At 58.8% G+C, this 17,524-nt stretch carries 16 protein-coding genes and 1 tRNA gene; 4 read left to right on the forward strand and 13 right to left on the reverse strand.

The genetic code is table 11. The annotated features are described in order from the left end of the window. The first annotated feature begins 20 nt into the window (after positions 1 to 20). On the forward strand, positions 21 to 845 hold the full coding sequence (locus tag GOB81_RS03965; RefSeq protein ID WP_173569084.1) for a hypothetical protein: 825 nt from the start codon (positions 21 to 23) through the stop codon (positions 843 to 845). Between the two features lie 460 nt (positions 846 to 1,305). Here GOB81_RS03965 and GOB81_RS03970 read toward each other — a convergent pair. Next, positions 1,306 to 1,391: transfer RNA gene (locus GOB81_RS03970), tRNA-Tyr, on the reverse strand. A 118-nt stretch (positions 1,392 to 1,509) separates the two neighbouring features. Between GOB81_RS03970 and rlmB the strand changes: the two genes are divergently transcribed. Beyond that, positions 1,510 to 2,346, forward strand: a complete 837-nt coding sequence (gene rlmB, locus GOB81_RS03975) for a 23S rRNA (guanosine(2251)-2'-O)-methyltransferase RlmB (RefSeq protein ID WP_173569085.1) — start codon at positions 1,510 to 1,512, stop codon at positions 2,344 to 2,346. A 132-nt stretch (positions 2,347 to 2,478) separates the two neighbouring features. Here rlmB and GOB81_RS03980 read toward each other — a convergent pair whose 3' ends face one another. The 11 genes from GOB81_RS03980 to GOB81_RS04030 all read right to left on the reverse strand — a co-directional run bounded on the left by GOB81_RS03980 (position 2,479) and on the right by GOB81_RS04030 (position 13,276). Further along, a complete protein-coding gene (locus GOB81_RS03980; RefSeq protein WP_173569003.1) occupies positions 2,479 to 2,616 on the reverse strand; it encodes a hypothetical protein in 138 nt (45 codons plus the stop codon). Continuing rightward, complete coding sequence (gene cyoE / locus GOB81_RS03985; protein ID WP_173569086.1) at positions 2,616 to 3,572, reverse strand: heme o synthase; 957 nt, start codon at positions 3,570 to 3,572, stop codon at positions 2,616 to 2,618. The genes GOB81_RS03980 and cyoE overlap by 1 nt, the downstream gene beginning before the upstream one ends. After that, a complete protein-coding gene (locus tag GOB81_RS03990) occupies positions 3,569 to 4,810 on the reverse strand; it encodes a heme-copper oxidase family protein (RefSeq protein WP_173569087.1) in 1,242 nt (413 codons plus the stop codon). The genes cyoE and GOB81_RS03990 overlap by 4 nt, the downstream gene beginning before the upstream one ends. A gap of 187 nt (positions 4,811 to 4,997) precedes the next feature. Then, positions 4,998 to 5,732, reverse strand: a complete 735-nt coding sequence (locus tag GOB81_RS03995) for a class I SAM-dependent methyltransferase (protein WP_173569088.1) — start codon at positions 5,730 to 5,732, stop codon at positions 4,998 to 5,000. 587 nt (positions 5,733 to 6,319) lie between these two features. Then, positions 6,320 to 7,300, reverse strand: coding sequence for a glutathione synthase (gene gshB / locus GOB81_RS04000; RefSeq protein WP_173569089.1), 981 nt, complete (start codon positions 7,298 to 7,300; stop codon positions 6,320 to 6,322). A gap of 68 nt (positions 7,301 to 7,368) precedes the next feature. After that, positions 7,369 to 7,884 carry a transcription elongation factor GreB gene (greB, locus tag GOB81_RS04005; RefSeq protein ID WP_173569090.1) on the reverse strand — a complete coding sequence of 172 codons (516 nt, stop codon included), beginning with the start codon at positions 7,882 to 7,884 and terminating at the stop codon, positions 7,369 to 7,371. 23 nt (positions 7,885 to 7,907) lie between these two features. After that, positions 7,908 to 8,774, reverse strand: coding sequence for a flagellar motor stator protein MotA (motA, locus tag GOB81_RS04010; protein ID WP_173569091.1), 867 nt, complete (start codon positions 8,772 to 8,774; stop codon positions 7,908 to 7,910). 49 nt (positions 8,775 to 8,823) lie between these two features. Next, positions 8,824 to 10,023 (reverse strand): flagellar motor protein MotB, encoded by a 1,200-nt coding sequence (locus tag GOB81_RS04015; protein WP_173569092.1) that lies wholly within the window; start codon positions 10,021 to 10,023, stop codon positions 8,824 to 8,826. Positions 10,024 to 10,120: 97 nt separating this feature from the next. Continuing rightward, positions 10,121 to 11,581, reverse strand: a complete 1,461-nt coding sequence (locus tag GOB81_RS04020) for an ArnT family glycosyltransferase (RefSeq protein WP_338421303.1) — start codon at positions 11,579 to 11,581, stop codon at positions 10,121 to 10,123. Positions 11,582 to 11,624: 43 nt separating this feature from the next. Beyond that, the gene (locus tag GOB81_RS04025; protein WP_338421308.1) at positions 11,625 to 12,698 is read right to left on the reverse strand and encodes a glycosyltransferase family 2 protein; all 1,074 of its coding nucleotides are present in this window, start codon (positions 12,696 to 12,698) and stop codon (positions 11,625 to 11,627) included. A 77-nt stretch (positions 12,699 to 12,775) separates the two neighbouring features. After that, positions 12,776 to 13,276, reverse strand: coding sequence for an Lrp/AsnC family transcriptional regulator (locus GOB81_RS04030; protein WP_173569095.1), 501 nt, complete (start codon positions 13,274 to 13,276; stop codon positions 12,776 to 12,778). A 219-nt stretch (positions 13,277 to 13,495) separates the two neighbouring features. On the opposite strand from GOB81_RS04030, the gene trxB reads away from it, so the two are divergent. Then, positions 13,496 to 14,452, forward strand: coding sequence for a thioredoxin-disulfide reductase (gene trxB / locus GOB81_RS04035; RefSeq protein ID WP_173569096.1), 957 nt, complete (start codon positions 13,496 to 13,498; stop codon positions 14,450 to 14,452). Positions 14,453 to 14,547: 95 nt separating this feature from the next. Beyond that, a complete protein-coding gene (locus tag GOB81_RS04040) occupies positions 14,548 to 15,432 on the forward strand; it encodes a LysR substrate-binding domain-containing protein (RefSeq protein WP_173569097.1) in 885 nt (294 codons plus the stop codon). Positions 15,433 to 15,549: 117 nt separating this feature from the next. On the opposite strand, the gene GOB81_RS04045 is transcribed toward GOB81_RS04040, so the two are convergent. Then, positions 15,550 to 17,001 carry a mannose-1-phosphate guanylyltransferase/mannose-6-phosphate isomerase gene (locus GOB81_RS04045; protein ID WP_173569098.1) on the reverse strand — a complete coding sequence of 484 codons (1,452 nt, stop codon included), beginning with the start codon at positions 16,999 to 17,001 and terminating at the stop codon, positions 15,550 to 15,552. Between the last annotated feature and the right edge of the window lie 523 nt (positions 17,002 to 17,524).

Below are 17,524 nucleotides of genomic sequence, written 5' to 3' on the forward strand. Positions count from 1 at the left end.
CGGTGTTGTCAGACATGGAGATGAGCGGAAAGGACCAGTCTTTTCCGGAAGATGCGCTCGATACGCTCTTCAGTCATATCCTCGCCAATGATGTCGTCACCGACACCAGTGTGCTGCCTCAAAGGGTGCCGCTCGATTTCTCTCAGCCGGACATCATCGCGGCCTACCGTCTGGCCCGGCAGCTTTTCACACGTCGACTGGATGTGATCGCCCTGCGCGGCTTTGCTCTGACAGTCATGCGTCAGGCTGACGTCCCGCCGGAAGAACGGCTCCCCTTCAAATATGCACGCGCCCGCTTCAAACAGGTGCGCTTTGCGAAAGCGAACTTCGATCGTCGCCATCGTTATCCACCGCTCCTGAATCTCATGACGACGGAACTCGGTCATTTACAGGATGACTTCAAGAACGGTCGACCGATCAAGGCCCGGCTTCAGGCCGTATTGACCATCGGCCTGCTTTCCACGCCGTCATTCCGGCTGGTCATGCGCGAACTTCGGGATTTCAGTCCAGCTTCACCGGCTGAACTCCGCGACTGGGTTCAGGCGGAAAACCAGCGTTTGCAGGCGGCAATGGCTCAGGACCTGCTGACCGGTAAGCAGTTTCATGAATTGCGGAAGATCGTCAGCCGACGGGTCTCTCTCTACGATACGCTGCGCGTCATCACGCCATCGGATGCGCTGGATCAGGTTTCGCTGTTCCTCGCCACACTCAATGGTCTGATGGGCGGCCTTCATGATCGGCTGATCGAAGAGAAAATCGCGGGCGCAAGCGATTACCATAAAGACGCCTTTCCCTGTCCGCCCGACATCCGGGAAAGGCTCTCGTTCTTTCTGTCCCGAAACTGAGCCGGGGAGCATCGCGGAGAGGGAGTAGAGCGTCCGGTTTTCAGAGGCTGTTTCCAAAGTCCTCTACTGAGCCGGAATGCCTCGGAGCGGGGTGACGCCATATGATTTTTGGTTTTGGGCACCAGAACCGCCCATGCAGGTCGTGAGCGTCAGAGTGCAGAAAACGCGCTTCGAATCGCCAGAAGAGAGCTTTGGAAACAGCCTCTAAGGCGCCTGATCGGGCGGACAATCCAATTCTTTTACTTGCAACTGGAAAGAAGCTGGCACGTCGTGAGAAGGCATTACGCCCCTAGCGTCCAGTTTTCACTCTCATCGGTGACAGGCATTTGGGGGCTACCATGCAGGCCAAAACCTGGAAGGCCGGTTTTATTTCGCGCAATTTTGCAGACGAGAAAAAACACTCTGCTCCACACTGGTGCAGTCTTGCCAGCAGGTCGCGGAAAACAGTTTTTCAGGAGAATGGTGGAAGGAGTTGGATTCGAACCAACGTAGGCGTACGCCAGCGGATTTACAGTCCGCCCCCTTTAGCCACTCGGGCACCCTTCCGTTGGCCCGTGGAATTAAGGGGCTTCAGCCTGTCTGTCAATCCGCTTTAGGCGACTTCTTCTGTCGATCTCACGCATGAACTGATGACGCCGTTTCACACCCGTCGTATAGCAACATCATGCGCACACCCCGTCACACGTCCTCCAAGCCCCCCTCGCCGCAGAATCAGCGTTCGGGCCCTCCTGCTTCTTCTCCGGAATCGAGAGGAGGCCAGCGTCAACATGGAAAAGGTCGCCCGAAACCCGGCGGACCTTACTGGATCGCAGGCGTCCATGCCTGTCAGGCGGCGCTTGAAAATCCGCACCGGACAGTGCAGCGCGTTCTTCTTTCCGCCGAGGCGCAGGAAAGTTTCCTTGAGCGGCTGACGGTTCCGCCGCCGCCTGCGGCCGAACGCGCTGACAAGGCGCGCTTCACGGCGCTGCTGGGTAGTGAGGCAATCCATCAGGGGGTCGCCGTTCTGGTCGAACCGCTGGAACCCATTGCCATCGAGGATGCGCTGGAGCGACCCGGCCCCGTTCTGGTGCTTGATCAGGTTACCGATCCCCGCAATGTCGGTGCGATCCTTCGCTCCGCAGCCGCCTTCGGTGCGGCGTGCGTGGTGATGCAGGACCGACATGCACCGGAAGAAAGCGCCGCACTGGCGAAAGCGGCCTCAGGCGCGCTGGAAGTCGTGCCTCTGGTCCGCGTCGTGAACCTCGCCCGCTGCCTCGATACTCTGAAGCAGAATGATTGCTGGGTGGTGGGTCTGGACGCAGGTGGCGGACACCTTGACGGCACAAGCTTTCAGGGGCGCCGGGCGGCACTGGTCCTTGGTTCGGAAGGTGATGGACTGCGCCGTCTCACACGCGAGCATTGCGACGAGATTGCCGGTCTTTCCATGCCGGGCACCATGGAAAGCCTGAACGTGTCAGTGGCAGCCGCGATCGGGCTTTACGAACTGACACGGGCTTCCTGAACAAGGGGGAACGTTTCCCCCTCTTACCGCCGAGGGTTCCCGTTCGTTCGGGAGTCTAGCGGTGATGCCCATGCCTGCCATCATAAATAGCCGCATTGCGGCCGCTGGATAGTATGTGTTCGGCACCAACCGTCAAAGACGGATCAGCGCCACCACATAGACCACCAGCACCATCGCCAGCGTGAACCCGACCAGTCCCATGATCCTGCCGCGCTGACGACGCAGCAGTTCACCCTGTTCAGCTTGCGTAAGATCCGTCGGAACAGTCATCACGACATCCACCATGTCAGGGCGTGATCAGCCAGAAGCCCGCAGAACAACAAAAACAGATAGGCCAGCGAGAAGCGGAAAGAGACACGTGCCGCCTTGTCCCCTGCCAGGCTCACACCGCCCGCATCCTGCTTTTCCAGCAGAACGCGCACTGCACAGGCGATAAAGCCCAGTCCGAGCACGAGCGCCGTCACCGTATAGAGAAGGCCGGTGAGATGCAGGATGGAAGGCACCAGTGACACGGCCAGCAGAATGATCGTGTAGGCCAGAATATTCCAGCGCGTGTAACGCGCCCCTTTTACAACGGGCAGCATCGGAATACCGGCTCGCCCGTAATCCTTGCAGGCATACAGCGAGAGCGACCAGAAATGTGGCGGTGTCCACAGGAACACGATGGCGAACATCACCACCGGCATCACATTCATCGTTCCCGTTGCGGCGGCCCAGCCGATCATCGGCGGGAATGCACCCGCCGCGCCACCGATCACGATGTTCTGCGGCGTCGAGCGCTTCAGCCACATCGTGTAGATCACGGCATAAAAGAAGATGGAAAAAGCAAGAATACCGGCTGCCAGCGTGTTCGTCGCCAGCCACATCAGAACGACGGACAACACAGACAGGCCTAAGCCATAAGCCAGTGTCTCATCAGCCGGAATCCTGCCACCGGGAATGGGCCTCGTAGCAGTCCGCTGCATGATGATATCGATATCGCGATCGTACCACATGTTAATGGCGCCCGCCGCACCCGACGCAAGGCAGATGCACAGGATGCTGATCGCGGCCATGACCGGGTTCATGTGACCCGGCGCCATGTAGAGACCTGCTGCCCCGGTAAACACCACCAGCGAAATCACGCGGGGTTTGAGAAGCTGCACCCAGTCCTGCGCCTTGGTCCCGACCCGCGCGGCCTCGAACCGGACCCGGGCTGGCCGGGCGTCGGCCGTCGTGCCGCTCATCGCCGGATCTCCTGCGGGCCAGCAAAGGTCTCGTCACCTACACGCCGCATCATGCTGACCAAAACGGAAGCCAGAACCAGCAGAGAGGCCACCATCACAGCACCTCCCGCCGCCTGCAACACCGGGGACGCTCCGGCGGCTGACAACAGAACACCCGAAAACATCAGCACAAACTGCGCCCGGGCAAGATTCTGGGCATATCTGCCGCCGGTCACGTCATTCACCCAGCAATAAAAACCGCCGAACAGCACGAACACAGCGCCGTTCAGGACCGCTGTATGAACACCGCTTCCAGCCCATCCGGCTGCCAGCAGAACGAAGAAGCCCGACACCCACAGCACCGGCACACTGATCCGTGCCTTCACGCGCCACAAAGTCTGCAACCACAGGCCCGCGAACGCGGCAGACGCCACGACAGCAAGACCCGTCCCCATCAGGGCAGTATCAGCCGGAGCCGCGTGAATGAACGCTGACCGCGCCCAGAAGACTGCGCCTCCATCGGCGGCAAATGCAGTGACAGCAATAGCGACAATGCGCGCCTTGCGACCCAATACCGTGGCTGCGTCAAAAATCCTGACCGCCAGCCCGAAGGCCGCCACCAGAACGATGAGGGTCAGCGGCTTCTCGAAGGAAGGCATATCCCCGGACCATCCGAGCAGTTCACGGGTCACCCCGGCTGCCAGAACAGGCGCGACAATCAGGATGCCCGTCGCCGCACATAATTGCGTCCACACGAAAACGGAAAATGGTGTGGCGGTTTCAGCGCGATCCTGCCCGCGAGGAGGCACGACGCCCGCACCGGATCTGGCGTTAAAAATGGAGAGCAGCGTCGCAAGGGAAAGCAGAACGGCACCAGCCGACCACAAACCCAACCCGGTCGCGACTGAACCGCAGACCAGAAACGCAATCAGAGACGCCAGCATGAACCCGAGCGCCATCCCATCTATGCGGGCGAGACCGGCGACATCAGCAACTTTCAGGTCACGGGGAAGAAACAGACGCCCGAACACGCCAAGAAAGGCTGGAACACCGACGAATAGCAGCATGGCATAGGGATGAAATGTTGCGATTCGCTCTGCAAGCGCGGGAGGCAGGACATCGACCTGCCGAAGAATCGCGCCGGTTCCGGCGATCAGCCCCACCACTGACGACAACGCCAGATATCCTCCCACAGCAAAGGAAGGAAAGAGCGCATGATTTCCAGTGGTCTTGTTAGGGGCGGAAGTCAGAAGAGCCATCAGCGTCCACGTCTCTCGTTGATCATGCGTAGCATCGAACGGAGACTGAACATCACAATGACGCGAAGCACAGCCACCGGTCGGCGGCAAGGAACGTCACCCTACCGAAAATTCATCCGGACAAAAAGCGTTCCCACCCTCGTCCGACGACACACAGACCTGCTTCCAGCGCGACCCGGACCGTTCGTCAGGCGACCTTTTCCTGACTGACAGGCACTGCATCCCGTTCAAGAGTTACGAGTGTGAAGAGGCCAGCCGGTGGGACCGGTTCGATCTTTGCCCGCACCAGATCTTCCGGCGGAAGAAGGGCTTCCATGGCGAAGTCAGGGTGCCATCCGAGAGAATGCGATGCCCGCGCCATGCCGCGCTCAATCGCGCCGCGCACACCATTGGGTGCCAGAAAGTGATTAACGAACAGGATATAGCCGCCCGGCCGCACTACACGCTTGAGCTCGGTAAGGAGTTTGCGCGGATGCGGGACAACGGATGCCACGAACATCGCAACCGCGATATCGAACGAACCGTCCGCAAAGCGCGTATCTTCCGCGTCCATTTCCAGAAGAGCATCAACATTACTGAGATGATCACGACGCACGCGTTCGCGGGCGCGCGCCAGCATGTCGGATGACAGGTCGATGCCGGTGATCCGCTTGCCAGCCGTGTAGTGCGGCAGCGCGAGGCCCGTACCCACACCCACTTCAAGCACGCGCGAGCCGGGCAGCCGGTTCACGGCAGCGACGGCACGCTTGCGGCCGAAAGTGGAAACGCTGCCGAAAACGGTATCGTATACACCTGCCCAGCGCCGATAGGCCGCCCGGACGGCATCCGCATCCAGAGCTACGCGAGGACCGTGCTGTTCTTCTGTCTGGGGAGACACGTTTTCCGCCGACTCGCTGCGGACACCCTGCAAAACTTCGCTCATTACGCCCTATCTGCCCCACGGTTGAACATCAAAGACACGACCAGGGCATCGTGAAAACATGGCCATGCTCAGCATTGTGGCCGCACATTGGCACACGAGAGGGCGACGACCAACCCCACCGCGTAAAGATGTCCGATCACCTGCTGTTTTTGGCGCGAAATTACCTACCCCAACGGGATTAAGTCCGGCTTCAGACGACCAGATGATCTGTCCTCTATGTCCCCGTTCTTTTCACGGCCGCTTCTCTCCATACGCTCTTCTGTCCGCTGTCCGCTTCCCTTAGAAGAGAGGAAAGCCCTGCTACCGGCCTCCATGGTTTTGTATTTCGGAGACTGCCGCTGCCAGGAACTGCGTCCGTCTGCGCCCTAAGGAACAAAAACTTGCAGGTCCTTCTTATCCTCCTCTCCGTCATTATATGGGCATCGATCCTGATTTTTTACTGGAGAAGAGACATCTATGTTTTTCTGGACAACAAACTCGATTTTGAACGTCTCCTGTCCAGAAAAACCAAGAAATAAACGCCTCTTCCGCTGGCAAATCACCTTGAGCGACAAAAGGGCGTCTACTTCACAGAATGCGGAACCTGTTCAGGACGCGAGGCGCGCCTCGATGCAGTCCCACAGCATTCCGGCCGCGTTGATGCCCTCAAATCGGTCAAGTTCCTGCAGACCGGTCGGGGATGTCACATTGATTTCCGTCAGCCAGTTTCCGATCACGTCGATTCCCACGAAAATGAGCCCCCGCTCCTTCAGCATGGGACCGATCGTTTCGCAGATTTCCATGTCCCGCTTACTGAGCTCCACGCGCTGGGCAACGCCGCCGACATGCATGTTCGAGCGCGCCTCACCTTCCGCGGGCACACGGTTGATGGCACCGATCGGCACGCCATCGGCGAGAATGATCCGCTTGTCACCCTGCCTGACCGCCGGTTCGTAACGCTGGATCATCAGAGGTTCCCGAGACCGCGCGAAATGCATTTCCAGCAGCGCGTTCAGATTCTGGTCGTCCTCACGAATACGAAAAACGCCGCTGCCTCCGTTGCCGAACAACGGCTTGACGATGATATCCTTCCATTTCGCGCGAAACTCACGAATTTCACGGACATCCCAAGTCACCAGTGTGGGTGGCATCAGTTCGGGATAATGAGTGACAAGCAGCTTTTCAGGGGCGTCGCGCACTGAACGCGGGTCATTGACGACCAGCGCCCGGCCCGGGCCGACCCCGTGGACATGCTCCAAAAGATGCGTCGCCGTGATATAGGCCATGTCGAATGGCGGATCCTGACGCATCAGGATGACATTCATCGTCCCCAGGCTCACCCGTTCCGGTTCGCCAAACACAGCGTGCTGACCTTTCTGGCGTTGCACGCGGACCGACCGCACCTGCGCAGTCAGACGACTTTCCGTGCCATGACCACCCTCGCTCAGCGCGAGTGTCTCCACTTCATAGACAAAGAGACGATGACCGCGCGCCTGCGCTTCCAGCATCATGGCGAAAGTGGAATCGCCATTGATATCGATCCCTTCAAGTGGGTCCATCTGGACGGCAACATCAAGCCCGTTACTCATGGGGCGCACTCCCTTTGCAAGAGGGCTACTTTTAAAGCAGTTCCGCTCTCAGGGAAAATAGCCAGATGTCAGGCAACCGAAGGATAGGCCACCGAGAGAATTTCGATCTGCTCCGCTCCGCGTGGCGTATGCAGCGTCACTTCATCTCCGGCCGTTTTTCCGAGCAATGCACGGGCGACAGGAGCAAGAAGACTAACCTCCCCTCGCTCGGAAACGGCCTCATCTGCGCCGATAATCGTCACCGTCGTCTCACGGTCTTCCTGATCCACGTAGACGACGGTTGCTCCAAAAAACACCCTGTCTCTCCGGGCCTGAAGCGCGGGGTCAACTTCGATGGCGGTCTCTACACGCCGCGTCAGAAAGCGAATGCGACGATCGATCTCGCGTAAACGCTTTTTGCCGTAGATGTAGTCACCGTTTTCCGACCGGTCGCCATTTCCCGCTGCCCAGGACACAACCTCAACGACTGCCGGGCGCTCTTCACGGATAAGGCGGGAAAATTCGTCCCGCATCCGACGGAGACCCGCTGGCGTGATGTACCGCGTAAGATCTCCGTTTTCATCCGTCTTATCTTGTGTCTTCACGCACTCGAACCCTGCTCATCGACTTATCCGATGGCGAGTTCGCTGATCGTGGTGTCGATCTCTTCGAAGCTCGGCATCAACGGCACCGGAATATCCTTACGACCGATTTCAACGCTGATCTGGGGCGGATTGCCTTGCAGATAAGCGACAAAAACGACTCGAATAAGGTCATAATAACGAGCATCTTCCTCGACAACAGAATTGATGCGTACGGCAAGTGGCCCCACGATACCGTAGGCCAGCAAAACACCAAGGAATGTTCCGACCAGCGCGCCGGCGATCATCTCGCCCAGCACTTCCGGCGGCTGGCTGATTGAACCCATCGTCTTGATGACGCCCAGAACTGCCGCAACAATACCAAGAGCAGGCAATGCATCGGCCAGCGTCTGAAAGCTGTGCGCAATGTGCGTGTCTTCTTTCAGATTTTTGCTTAACTCACGTGTCATGACTTCATCGAACTGGAATGCATCATCCATGTTCATGCTGATCATGCGCAAATAATCGCAGATGAGATTTCTGACCCGTTTGTTGTCCCGGATCTTGGGATAGGCCGCGAACGCTGTGCTCTCCATCGGCGTTTCGATATGGCTTTCAAGCGCCATCACGCCATGCGTCTGCGCCAGACGGGTAAAGAAAAACAGCAGCCCCAGAAGATCAATGTAATCCTGACGCCCGAAATCCGGCCCCTTGATCGCTGTCTTGAAAGCGCCGGGGACATGCTTGAGATCGGACATCGAATTGCCCATCAGGAACGTACCGATCCCCGCCCCCATGATCGTGATCAGCTCGAAGGGCATCGACTTGACCAACGGCATGATGGCGCCACCAGACGCTGCAAACGATCCGAAAACACACAGCAGCAGAAAAACCAGGCCACCGATTAACAACATTCAGTCTATCCTCATTTCACGGTCAGGAAGAGTCCCCGGCCGTCACCAATTATTTTGTCTGATTATTTTCAGATGTATTTTGAGTATTTCCATCCGGCTGAACCGCCTGCGTATCCGGAAGAGTCACTTCGTGCTCACGATGCAGGACGAGGACCACCCGTCGGTTCGCGGCGTCACTCGGACTGTCCGGAATGGCTAGATCCCGATCACCACGCCCCACCACTTCGGCCAGCCGCTGCTCCGGAAAGCCTGCCGTAGACAATGCTTCACGTGCAGAGTCGGCTCGCTCGGAAGAAAGGGTCCAGTTGGATGCGCCCTTCTTTCGATAAAGAGCACCATCCGTGTATCCGTAGACTGAAAGATTCTGCGGCATGGCCGTGAGATAGGGAGCAATAAGCTTCAGTAAATGCTCTGCATGTGCGTTGAGTCGGGCTGAGCCGGTTTCAAACATTGGCACATGATCGCTTTCCGAAAGCTGAATGCGCAGCCCTTCCGGCGCAACATCCACCTTGACCTGAGAAGCGACCTGCCCTCCCTCCGGATCATGGGCAATGGCAGCGACGAGTTGCTTCGCATCGCGCTCGAAATCTTCCTCTTCCTTCCGCGCCTGATCCTGCCCATCGCCGACGGATGCCGTCGTACCGTTTTTCTGCCCTCCGATGGGGACGATCCGGGCAAGCGTCGGAGGCACAGCGACGATCTTGCCGATGCTCCGGTCTGGAAAAGCCGACTTTGGGCCTGCAAACACGCCCCGCGTCTGCGTGTTATCCCCTGTCCCGGAAGACTGATCGCCCATGATGGACGCCATACCGGAGCCAAGGCCGCCCTTTTGCCCCGGATTTCCTCCAGACTGGATGGCCATGCTGTTGGGAGGCAGAATCGCATTCTTTGCCGTTGGAGAAAGTGGCACCTGCTTTTTGGACTGCTGAACGGAGGAGGCCGAACCGGCAGCTCCCGTGCCGCTCTGCGCTTCCCCTTCTTTCGCGGAAGACGATTTTTCGGAACCCGTCAGTGTTTGCGAAGCCGCATCTCCCGGCGTCGCCATCGGATTAAAGAAATTCGCGATTCCGCGGCGTCTCTGCTCGGTTGTGGCGTTGATCAGCCACATGACCAGAAAGAACGCCATCATGGCGGTCACGAAATCCGCGTAAGCGATCTTCCACGCGCCACCATGATGACCGCCGCCCTCACCGCCCCCACGCCGGACGACGATGATTCGCGGCTTATTATCCCCATTCCTGCGTGGCATCTGCCTCTCCAACCTTCACGCCATGCTGGCTGAAGCGGCTTAAAACAGACTTAACAGTGGACGGAATGGCCGCCGGAAGCCGTTATTCGTTGAGATTTTAACGTGCGGAAGGGAGTTCGCGCAGCCACTCGGCAGTTGGCGAGGGAATCGGACACACCACGCGGTAAAGACCGTAGCGCTCCGCCTCGCGCCCGTTACGGGAACGAATGATCTCACCCACAGGCTGCCCTGCTTCGGCCCAGGGGGTACCCGGCGTGAAAGACCGGCGGGCATTATGCACCAGCAGCACCCATCCCTTCGTGCACGTCGCCAGCGGGAGTTCGAAGAAAGGCCAGCGCAACAGTTCCGCGCCCACGATCTCCCGCCCCTTCAGACGCAGAGCAAGCTCCGACGCCACCCCATACTCGTCAGACATGACAAAATCCGCGCCTTTCGACGCGCGCCCGATGTCCTGGGCAAAAGCCTCCCACCCGCCGCTTTGCCGCAATGTGACGTCCAGATGCCGGTTCAGAGGCAGCAAACCCGTCGCCGACTGCACGATGACGACAGCCCACATGCCGTAGCCCAGCCAGACGGCCGGCTTCCATCCTTTCATACCCGACATAGCGATGACGATCGCCAGCACCGGATACACAATGACCGGCCAGTTCGGCTGCACACGATCACCGAGGGCATGCTGGAGAAAAACAGCGCAGGGCACGGCAATCAGGCAGACGAGCAGACGGTCCGCATCATCGCGTCGTCTGGCCGCACGGACGCACGCTACAATCGCGAGCAGGAAAATGCCGGGGGTGAGCAAGCCGATCTGACCACCCAGAAGCTCACCGATATAGGAAAAGGCCCGGGCCGGGTGCCAGTCTCCGGTGCGGCCGCCCTGCCGGATGAAACTCGCCCAACCATGCGTGGCGTTCCACCAGACCACCGGAGTCGAGAGGAGGGCGGCGAGACACAGCCCCACCCACGGCCAGAAGGTCAACAGGAAGCGCCGCCCCGTTGGTCTCAGCAGACACCACGCTCCAAGACCGGCGATCGGCAGGACCATCGTATATTTGCTGTCGAATCCAAGTCCGGCGTTCAAACCCAGAAGCAGCCACCAACCCGCGTCGCCGGTTCGCAGAAGTTTTCCGGCTGCCCACAGGAACAACGTGACGAAAAACAGGAGAGGGGTATCCGGCGTCATCAGCACGGCGCCGGTGCCCACGGCCAGCATCGCGTTCAGAAGTATACCGGTGACGAGGGGCCTGATGTCCCCTGTTTCAGGTGTTTCTTCCTTACGACAGGCGAGAAACTCTTTGGTGGCCAGAACGGCGATAACTGTTCCCGCCGCTGCCGCCAGCGGCGCCATGACACGAATGCCGAAAGCGGTATCGCCGAACAGCATCGTGCCAAAATGGATCCAGAGAGCCACCATGGGCGGATGGTCGAGGTAGCTGAACTGGAGATGCCGCGACCATGTCCAGTAATAGGCTTCGTCCGGCGTCACGGGCAGCCATACCGCCACGATCAGGCGGAAAACCGTCAGCCCGAGCAGCGCATACAGGGCGATCCGCTCTGTCACGGACGCCCTCTGAAGCCTCAGCATCATACCCTGATCGAAAGTCTCATTTCCGACGCCAGATCAGGGTGGAGGAGACGGCGTAATTCCATACCACGCCAATGACCGCGCCCGCCGCACTGGCCTTGTCAAACGTCTGACCACCTTGCTGAAAGATCTGCGCGATGCCGATATTGGCCCAGGCACCGACCGAGCAGACCACCAGAAACACGAAAAGGCCGCCATAAAGTCGGGTGCCTTTGAGGCGACGGTCGCGATAGGTCAGCGTGTTGTCGAGCCAGAAATTGATCAGCATGGCCGCCAACGTGCCAACGGACTGCGCGATGGCGAACTCCATTCCCGCGAGGCGCAGAACATTCATGATGGCGATATTCACCAGCACGCCAATCGCACCGACAGAGGCAAACACGAGAAAGCGGATCGGCAACCATCCGTGAAACATCTTGTCCAGCATCAGTCCGAGGAACTGAATCATGACCATGATGTCGAGCTTGCTCTCCCCGGCAAGGCGCGGCTTGAACGTGCAGGCGATTTCCTCAACGCGCGGGGGCTCAGGGGCCGACAGGATGATATCCATCAGGATCTTGAAGCCTGCCCCGGACAGCCTCGGCGCAATATTGACGAACCAGTCGCGGCGAAACGCAAAAAACCCGCTCATCGGATCGCCAAGCTTTACCGGCAGGATCATCTGCGCCAGCCTGATCCCGCCATCCGACAGCGCATGACGCCACACATTCGCCAGTCCGCTGTTATCACCACCTTCGACATGGCGGCTGCCGACCGCGATATCGCAGCAGCCCGATGTCAGGGCGTCGATCATGGTGCCCAGTCGGGTCTCGTCATGCTGGAGATCGCCATCCATCACGGCGACGTAACGCGCGGAAGACGAAAGCGCCCCTTCGATCACCGCCGTGGACAGGCCCCGGCGTCCGATGCGGGAAATACCGCGGACGCGCCAGTTTGTCCGGGCCAGTTTCCTGACCACTTCGATCGTGCCGTCAGGGGAATTGTCGTCGACAAAAACGACTTCCCAGTCCCGCCCGGCAAGAGCCAGGGTCAGCGCGTCCACCAGTGGCCGGACATTTGCCGCTTCGCAGTAGCACGGCACGACAACCGTGATCTCCGGACACCCTGCCCGGACAGGGAGGGCCGTCTCGTTCTTCTCAAGTAAGGCAGGCTTTTGCGTAACAAACGTGCTCACGCGGTTCTTTCCTTTACCACTCCATCCGGCGACGGAAGCCGGGAGAGCGTCGTCCTGATGGTCTGAAGCGTCTGCACCCGCGCCACATGCGGGGCTTCCGTCAAACGCCGTGTAAGTTCATTTTCCTGCATGGTGTTTCGCGCCACCAGACGAACGAGGAAATCGCCGCCTCCACGGATCATGTGACACTCCAGAGCCTCGGGCCACACAGCCATCATTGCCTCGAATTGTGTCAGAACTGTTTCTTTCTGACTGTCGAGGCCGATAAGCGCGAACAGCATGATCGGCCAGCCAAGCGCATCCGGGTCAGCATCTGCGTGATAACCCCTGATGACGCCGTTCTCTTCAAGGCGGCGCACACGACGCAGACAGGGCGGCGCGGAAATTCCCACCCGCCGGGCGAGTTCCACGTTCGTCATGCGTCCATCCGCCTGAAGCTCGGCAATAATACGCCGGTCCACCGCATCAAGTTCCGCTTCCGCCACCCTGCTCTCCATTACCAGTCCCGCGGGATCACCAGGGTGTGCATATAGGACGAACCTCCTGCACTGTCCAAAGCCCCTTCTCCCATCTCCACAAGAACGAAAAATACCCCTTTCGTGCTTGCCCCCGAGCGATATCAGGACCATATCGGTTCTCCATCAGCTTCATAGCCGGAAGCCCGCAGGATTCATGCACTCTCCGGCCGGAGCGGAAGGACAAGCCCGGAAGGCGTCATGAGCACGACACACACCACCGACCTCCTGATCATCGGAGCAGGTCCGGCCGGTTACACTGCGGCCATCTACGCAGCCCGAGCCAATCTCAAGCCCGTTCTTGTCGCTGGCCTCCAGCCCGGCGGCCAGTTGATGATCACCACGGACGTTGAAAATTACCCCGGCTTCGCGACGGCGATTCAGGGCCCGTGGCTGATGGAGCAGATGGCGGCTCAGGCGGAGCATGTCGGCACGCAGATCCTCCATGATATCGTGACGGAAGTGGACTTCCGGAACGGCTCTCCTTTTCGAATCACCCTTGATGGCGGCGATATCTACATCGCCCGCAGCGTGATCATCGCAACAGGTGCGCAGGCCAGATGGCTTGGTCTGCCCAGCGAGAAGGCTTTGCAGGGTGCCGGCGTCTCGGCATGCGCGACCTGCGACGGCTTTTTCTTCCGTGGCAAGAAGGTCGCCGTCGTTGGCGGTGGCAACACGGCTGTCGAGGAAGCTCTCTACCTCACACACCATGCGTCGCATGTAACACTCATCCACCGCCGCGATTCCCTCCGCGCCGAGAAGATTCTTCAGGATCGCCTGCTGGCGAATCCTAAAGTCTCCGTCGTCTGGAATTCGGTCGTGGCGGATATCATGAGCACAGGGACTCCTCCTGCCGTCAGCAGCATCGCCCTGTGCAATACGCTCACCGAAACGATGAGCACGCTGGATGTGGATGGTGTCTTCATCGCCATCGGCCATGCACCAAACACAGGCCTCTTCCACGATCAGCTCATGCTGGACGCGGAAGGCTACATCGTCACCGAGCAGGGCAGCACGCGCACCTCCGTGCCGGGCGTATTCGCGGCAGGTGACGTGCAGGACAAGATTTACCGGCAGGCGGTCACTGCAGCGGGCACAGGCTGCATGGCGGCGCTTGATGCAGAAAGGCACCTCGGCGAATTCATTTCGGAGTCATAACAGAATACTTGACGTTTCGAAGTATTTCCTTCACCAAAACCAATCAGGTATCGTCCGGTCCGGATATGCGCCTGATATGACCAAGGGAGATCGGAGTGGACTGGGACAAACTCAGGATATTCCACGCAGTTGCAGAAGCAGGCTCATTCACCCACGCGGGTGATGTGCTGAATCTCAGCCAGTCTGCGGTATCGCGCCAGATTTCGGCCCTGGAAGACGTTCTTCAGGTGCCTCTGTTTCATCGACACGCTCGGGGCCTTATCCTCACCGAGCAGGGCGAAACCCTCAACCAGACTGTGCGTGAAGTCTTCTCAAAACTTGAGATGACACAGACGCTCCTGACGGAGAGTAAGGAAAAGGCGGCTGGTCGCCTGCGGGTGACCACGACCACCGGCTTCGGCAGTTGCTGGCTCATGCCACGCCTGCACCGTTTCATGCAGCAGAACCCCGACATCTCCATCACGCTGATTCTCGAGGACAATGACCTCGATCTGGGCATGCGTGAAGCCGATGTCGCCGTTCGCATGCATGCACCGCGTCAGCCCGACCTCATACAGAGGCATCTTGCTGACTTCCCGCTCGCTGTGTTCGCATCACCGCGATACATTGAGCAATATGGGAAGCCGGCCTCGCTGAATGACCTGACGTCCCACAATCTCGTGGCGTTCGGCGGCTATCATCCGCCCGTTCCTCATGTGAACTGGCTGCTTGAAGCTGGCCTGCCGGAAGGCGGTCGCCGCATAGCGCGGCTCGAAGTCAACAGCATGGTCGCCATGGCCGACGCCATTTCAGCCGGTCTCGGCATCGGATCGGTGCCGGGTTATGCCGTCTCTGAGTATCCGGAACTGATCAAAGTCCTGCCGGACGTGGAAACGCCCAAGGTCGAAGCGTTCTTCGTTTATCCCGAAGAACTGCGCAGTTCGAAGCGCGTCGCGGTCTTCCGGGATTTTCTGACCAGCGAACTCGGCCTGCGTTCTTAAAAAACCGGGCAAGCCTAACAAAAACCCCGAAGAGAATATTCTCTTCGGGGTTTTTTCATGTTCGATTGACGAAACCGCATTTTCAGGGAGGCTTGCCAACCTCCCTGAAATGAAAATTCAGGCGCGGTTATAGGTATCTTCCAGACGCACAATATCGTCCTCACCCAGATAAGCGCCGGTCTGCACTTCAATCAGAGTGAGAGGAATCTTGCCGGGATTTTCCATCCGGTGAACGCAGCCCTGCGGCAGATAGATGCTCTCGTTCTCGCGCACGAGCACATTGTCCGCGTCACGCGTCACGAGTGCGACGCCACCGACAACGATCCAGTGCTCCGCACGGTGGAAATGCTTCTGAAGCGAGAGTTTCTGGCCAGGCTGCACGACAATGCGCTTCACCTGAAAACGATCATTCTGGATCAGGCTTTCATAGAAGCCCCACGGACGATAGCAGCGGTTGTGTGTCGCTGCTTCCGGACGCTTTTGCTTCTTCAGACGATCCACGATCTTCTTGACGTCCTGCGCCCTGTCACGATGAGTGACAAGAACGGCGTCATCGGTCGTCACGACGACAAGATCATCCACTCCGGCGACCGCTGTCAGATACTTTTCCGACCGCACATAGCTGTTGTGCGAATCTTCGATCAGCACATCGCCAACTGCGACGTTGCCCTCTGCATCTTTCTTGCTGATATCCCAAAGGGCATCCCAACTACCCACATCCGACCAGCCTAGATCGGCGGGTACCACCGCGACATTGCTGCTGCGCTCCGCGACGGCGTAATCGATCGAAATGTCGGGGACTTTCTTGAACTCTTCGATTCCGAGACGTTCGAAAAAGAGATCACCCTTACGTGCTGCAAAGGCAGCACGCACAGCCTCCATCACATCGGGAGCATGTTCTTCCATCTCGCGAATGAGCGTGTCGGCGCGGAATACGAACATGCCCGAATTCCAGAGATAATCGCCGGATTTCACGAAAAGTTCAGCCTGTTCCGCGTCGGGTTTTTCACGGAACGCCTTAACGGCACTGATGCCTTCCAAGCCCGCGATCGGCTGGCCAACTTCGATATAGCCATATCCGGTCTCGGGAGAGGTCGGCTTCATGCCGAACGTCACGACGAGTCCTTTTTCAGCCCCGGCCACGGCACGGTTCATCGCATCCTGCAATGCTTCCGGCTTGGTGATCGCAGCATCCGCCGCCATCAGCCACAAAATGGCCTGCGGGTCCTGCTCGGCCACCAGCAAAGCCGCTGCGGCGATAGCAGGCGCAGAGTTGCGGCCCACCGGTTCCAGCAGAACCTTCGGAGACTCGATGCCTGCTTCCCTCAACTGCTCGGCGATGAGGAAGCGGTGCTCTTCATTGCACACGACCACTGGCGGGGAGAAACAGACCTGCCGCGCCCTCAGAGCCGTTTCCTGAAGAAGAGACTGGGCGCTCAGAAGGGGCCACAACTGCTTCGGAAAACTTGCGCGCGACATCGGCCACAGCCGTGTCCCGGAGCCGCCGGAGAGGATGACGGGTACGATTGTCGTCCCGGTTTGACCGGGCTCTTGTTTCCGATCACTCATATCAGCCATTTGGATCCCTAGTTATACGGCGACATAGGTGCCGGAAAACATGTTCAGAGCTGGTGCCGGTTTCCCGGAGCAAGGCCAGACGCAATACCTTCCGACGATCCTGATTAGTCTTTCATAAACTTTAGCAGAAAAATAGTGTATTCTACCAAGAGACTATCCCCGCCGCCGCACATGCTTGCCCGGCATGCAGCGGTGATGTCCGTCCGTGTAGTAAATAGCGTGCCCCACCGGCGCCAGAAGGCGCCCTCGTGTTCCAATCGCCCCAAGTTTCCGGCCGTGCGTGTCAATCACCGGCCCCGCCGAGAGACAGCCACGCAGCAGCGCGGTTTTATGATGAGATGGCGGATGAACACTATGTCGTGTCACGGCTACAGGAGGTTTTGCACGCGCCCACGCCACCGATGGCAATGGAAACATCAGGCATCCTGCCAAGAAAAAGCATCCCGCATGCGAACGACACAGCGCAGCGGGACACATCCAGACCGACAAGCAACGAGCGAGAACCATAGCAGAG

Origin of the sequence: Acetobacter conturbans, from assembly GCF_011516755.1 — a bacterium.
Classification (GTDB): Bacteria; Pseudomonadota; Alphaproteobacteria; order Acetobacterales; family Acetobacteraceae; genus Acetobacter; species Acetobacter conturbans.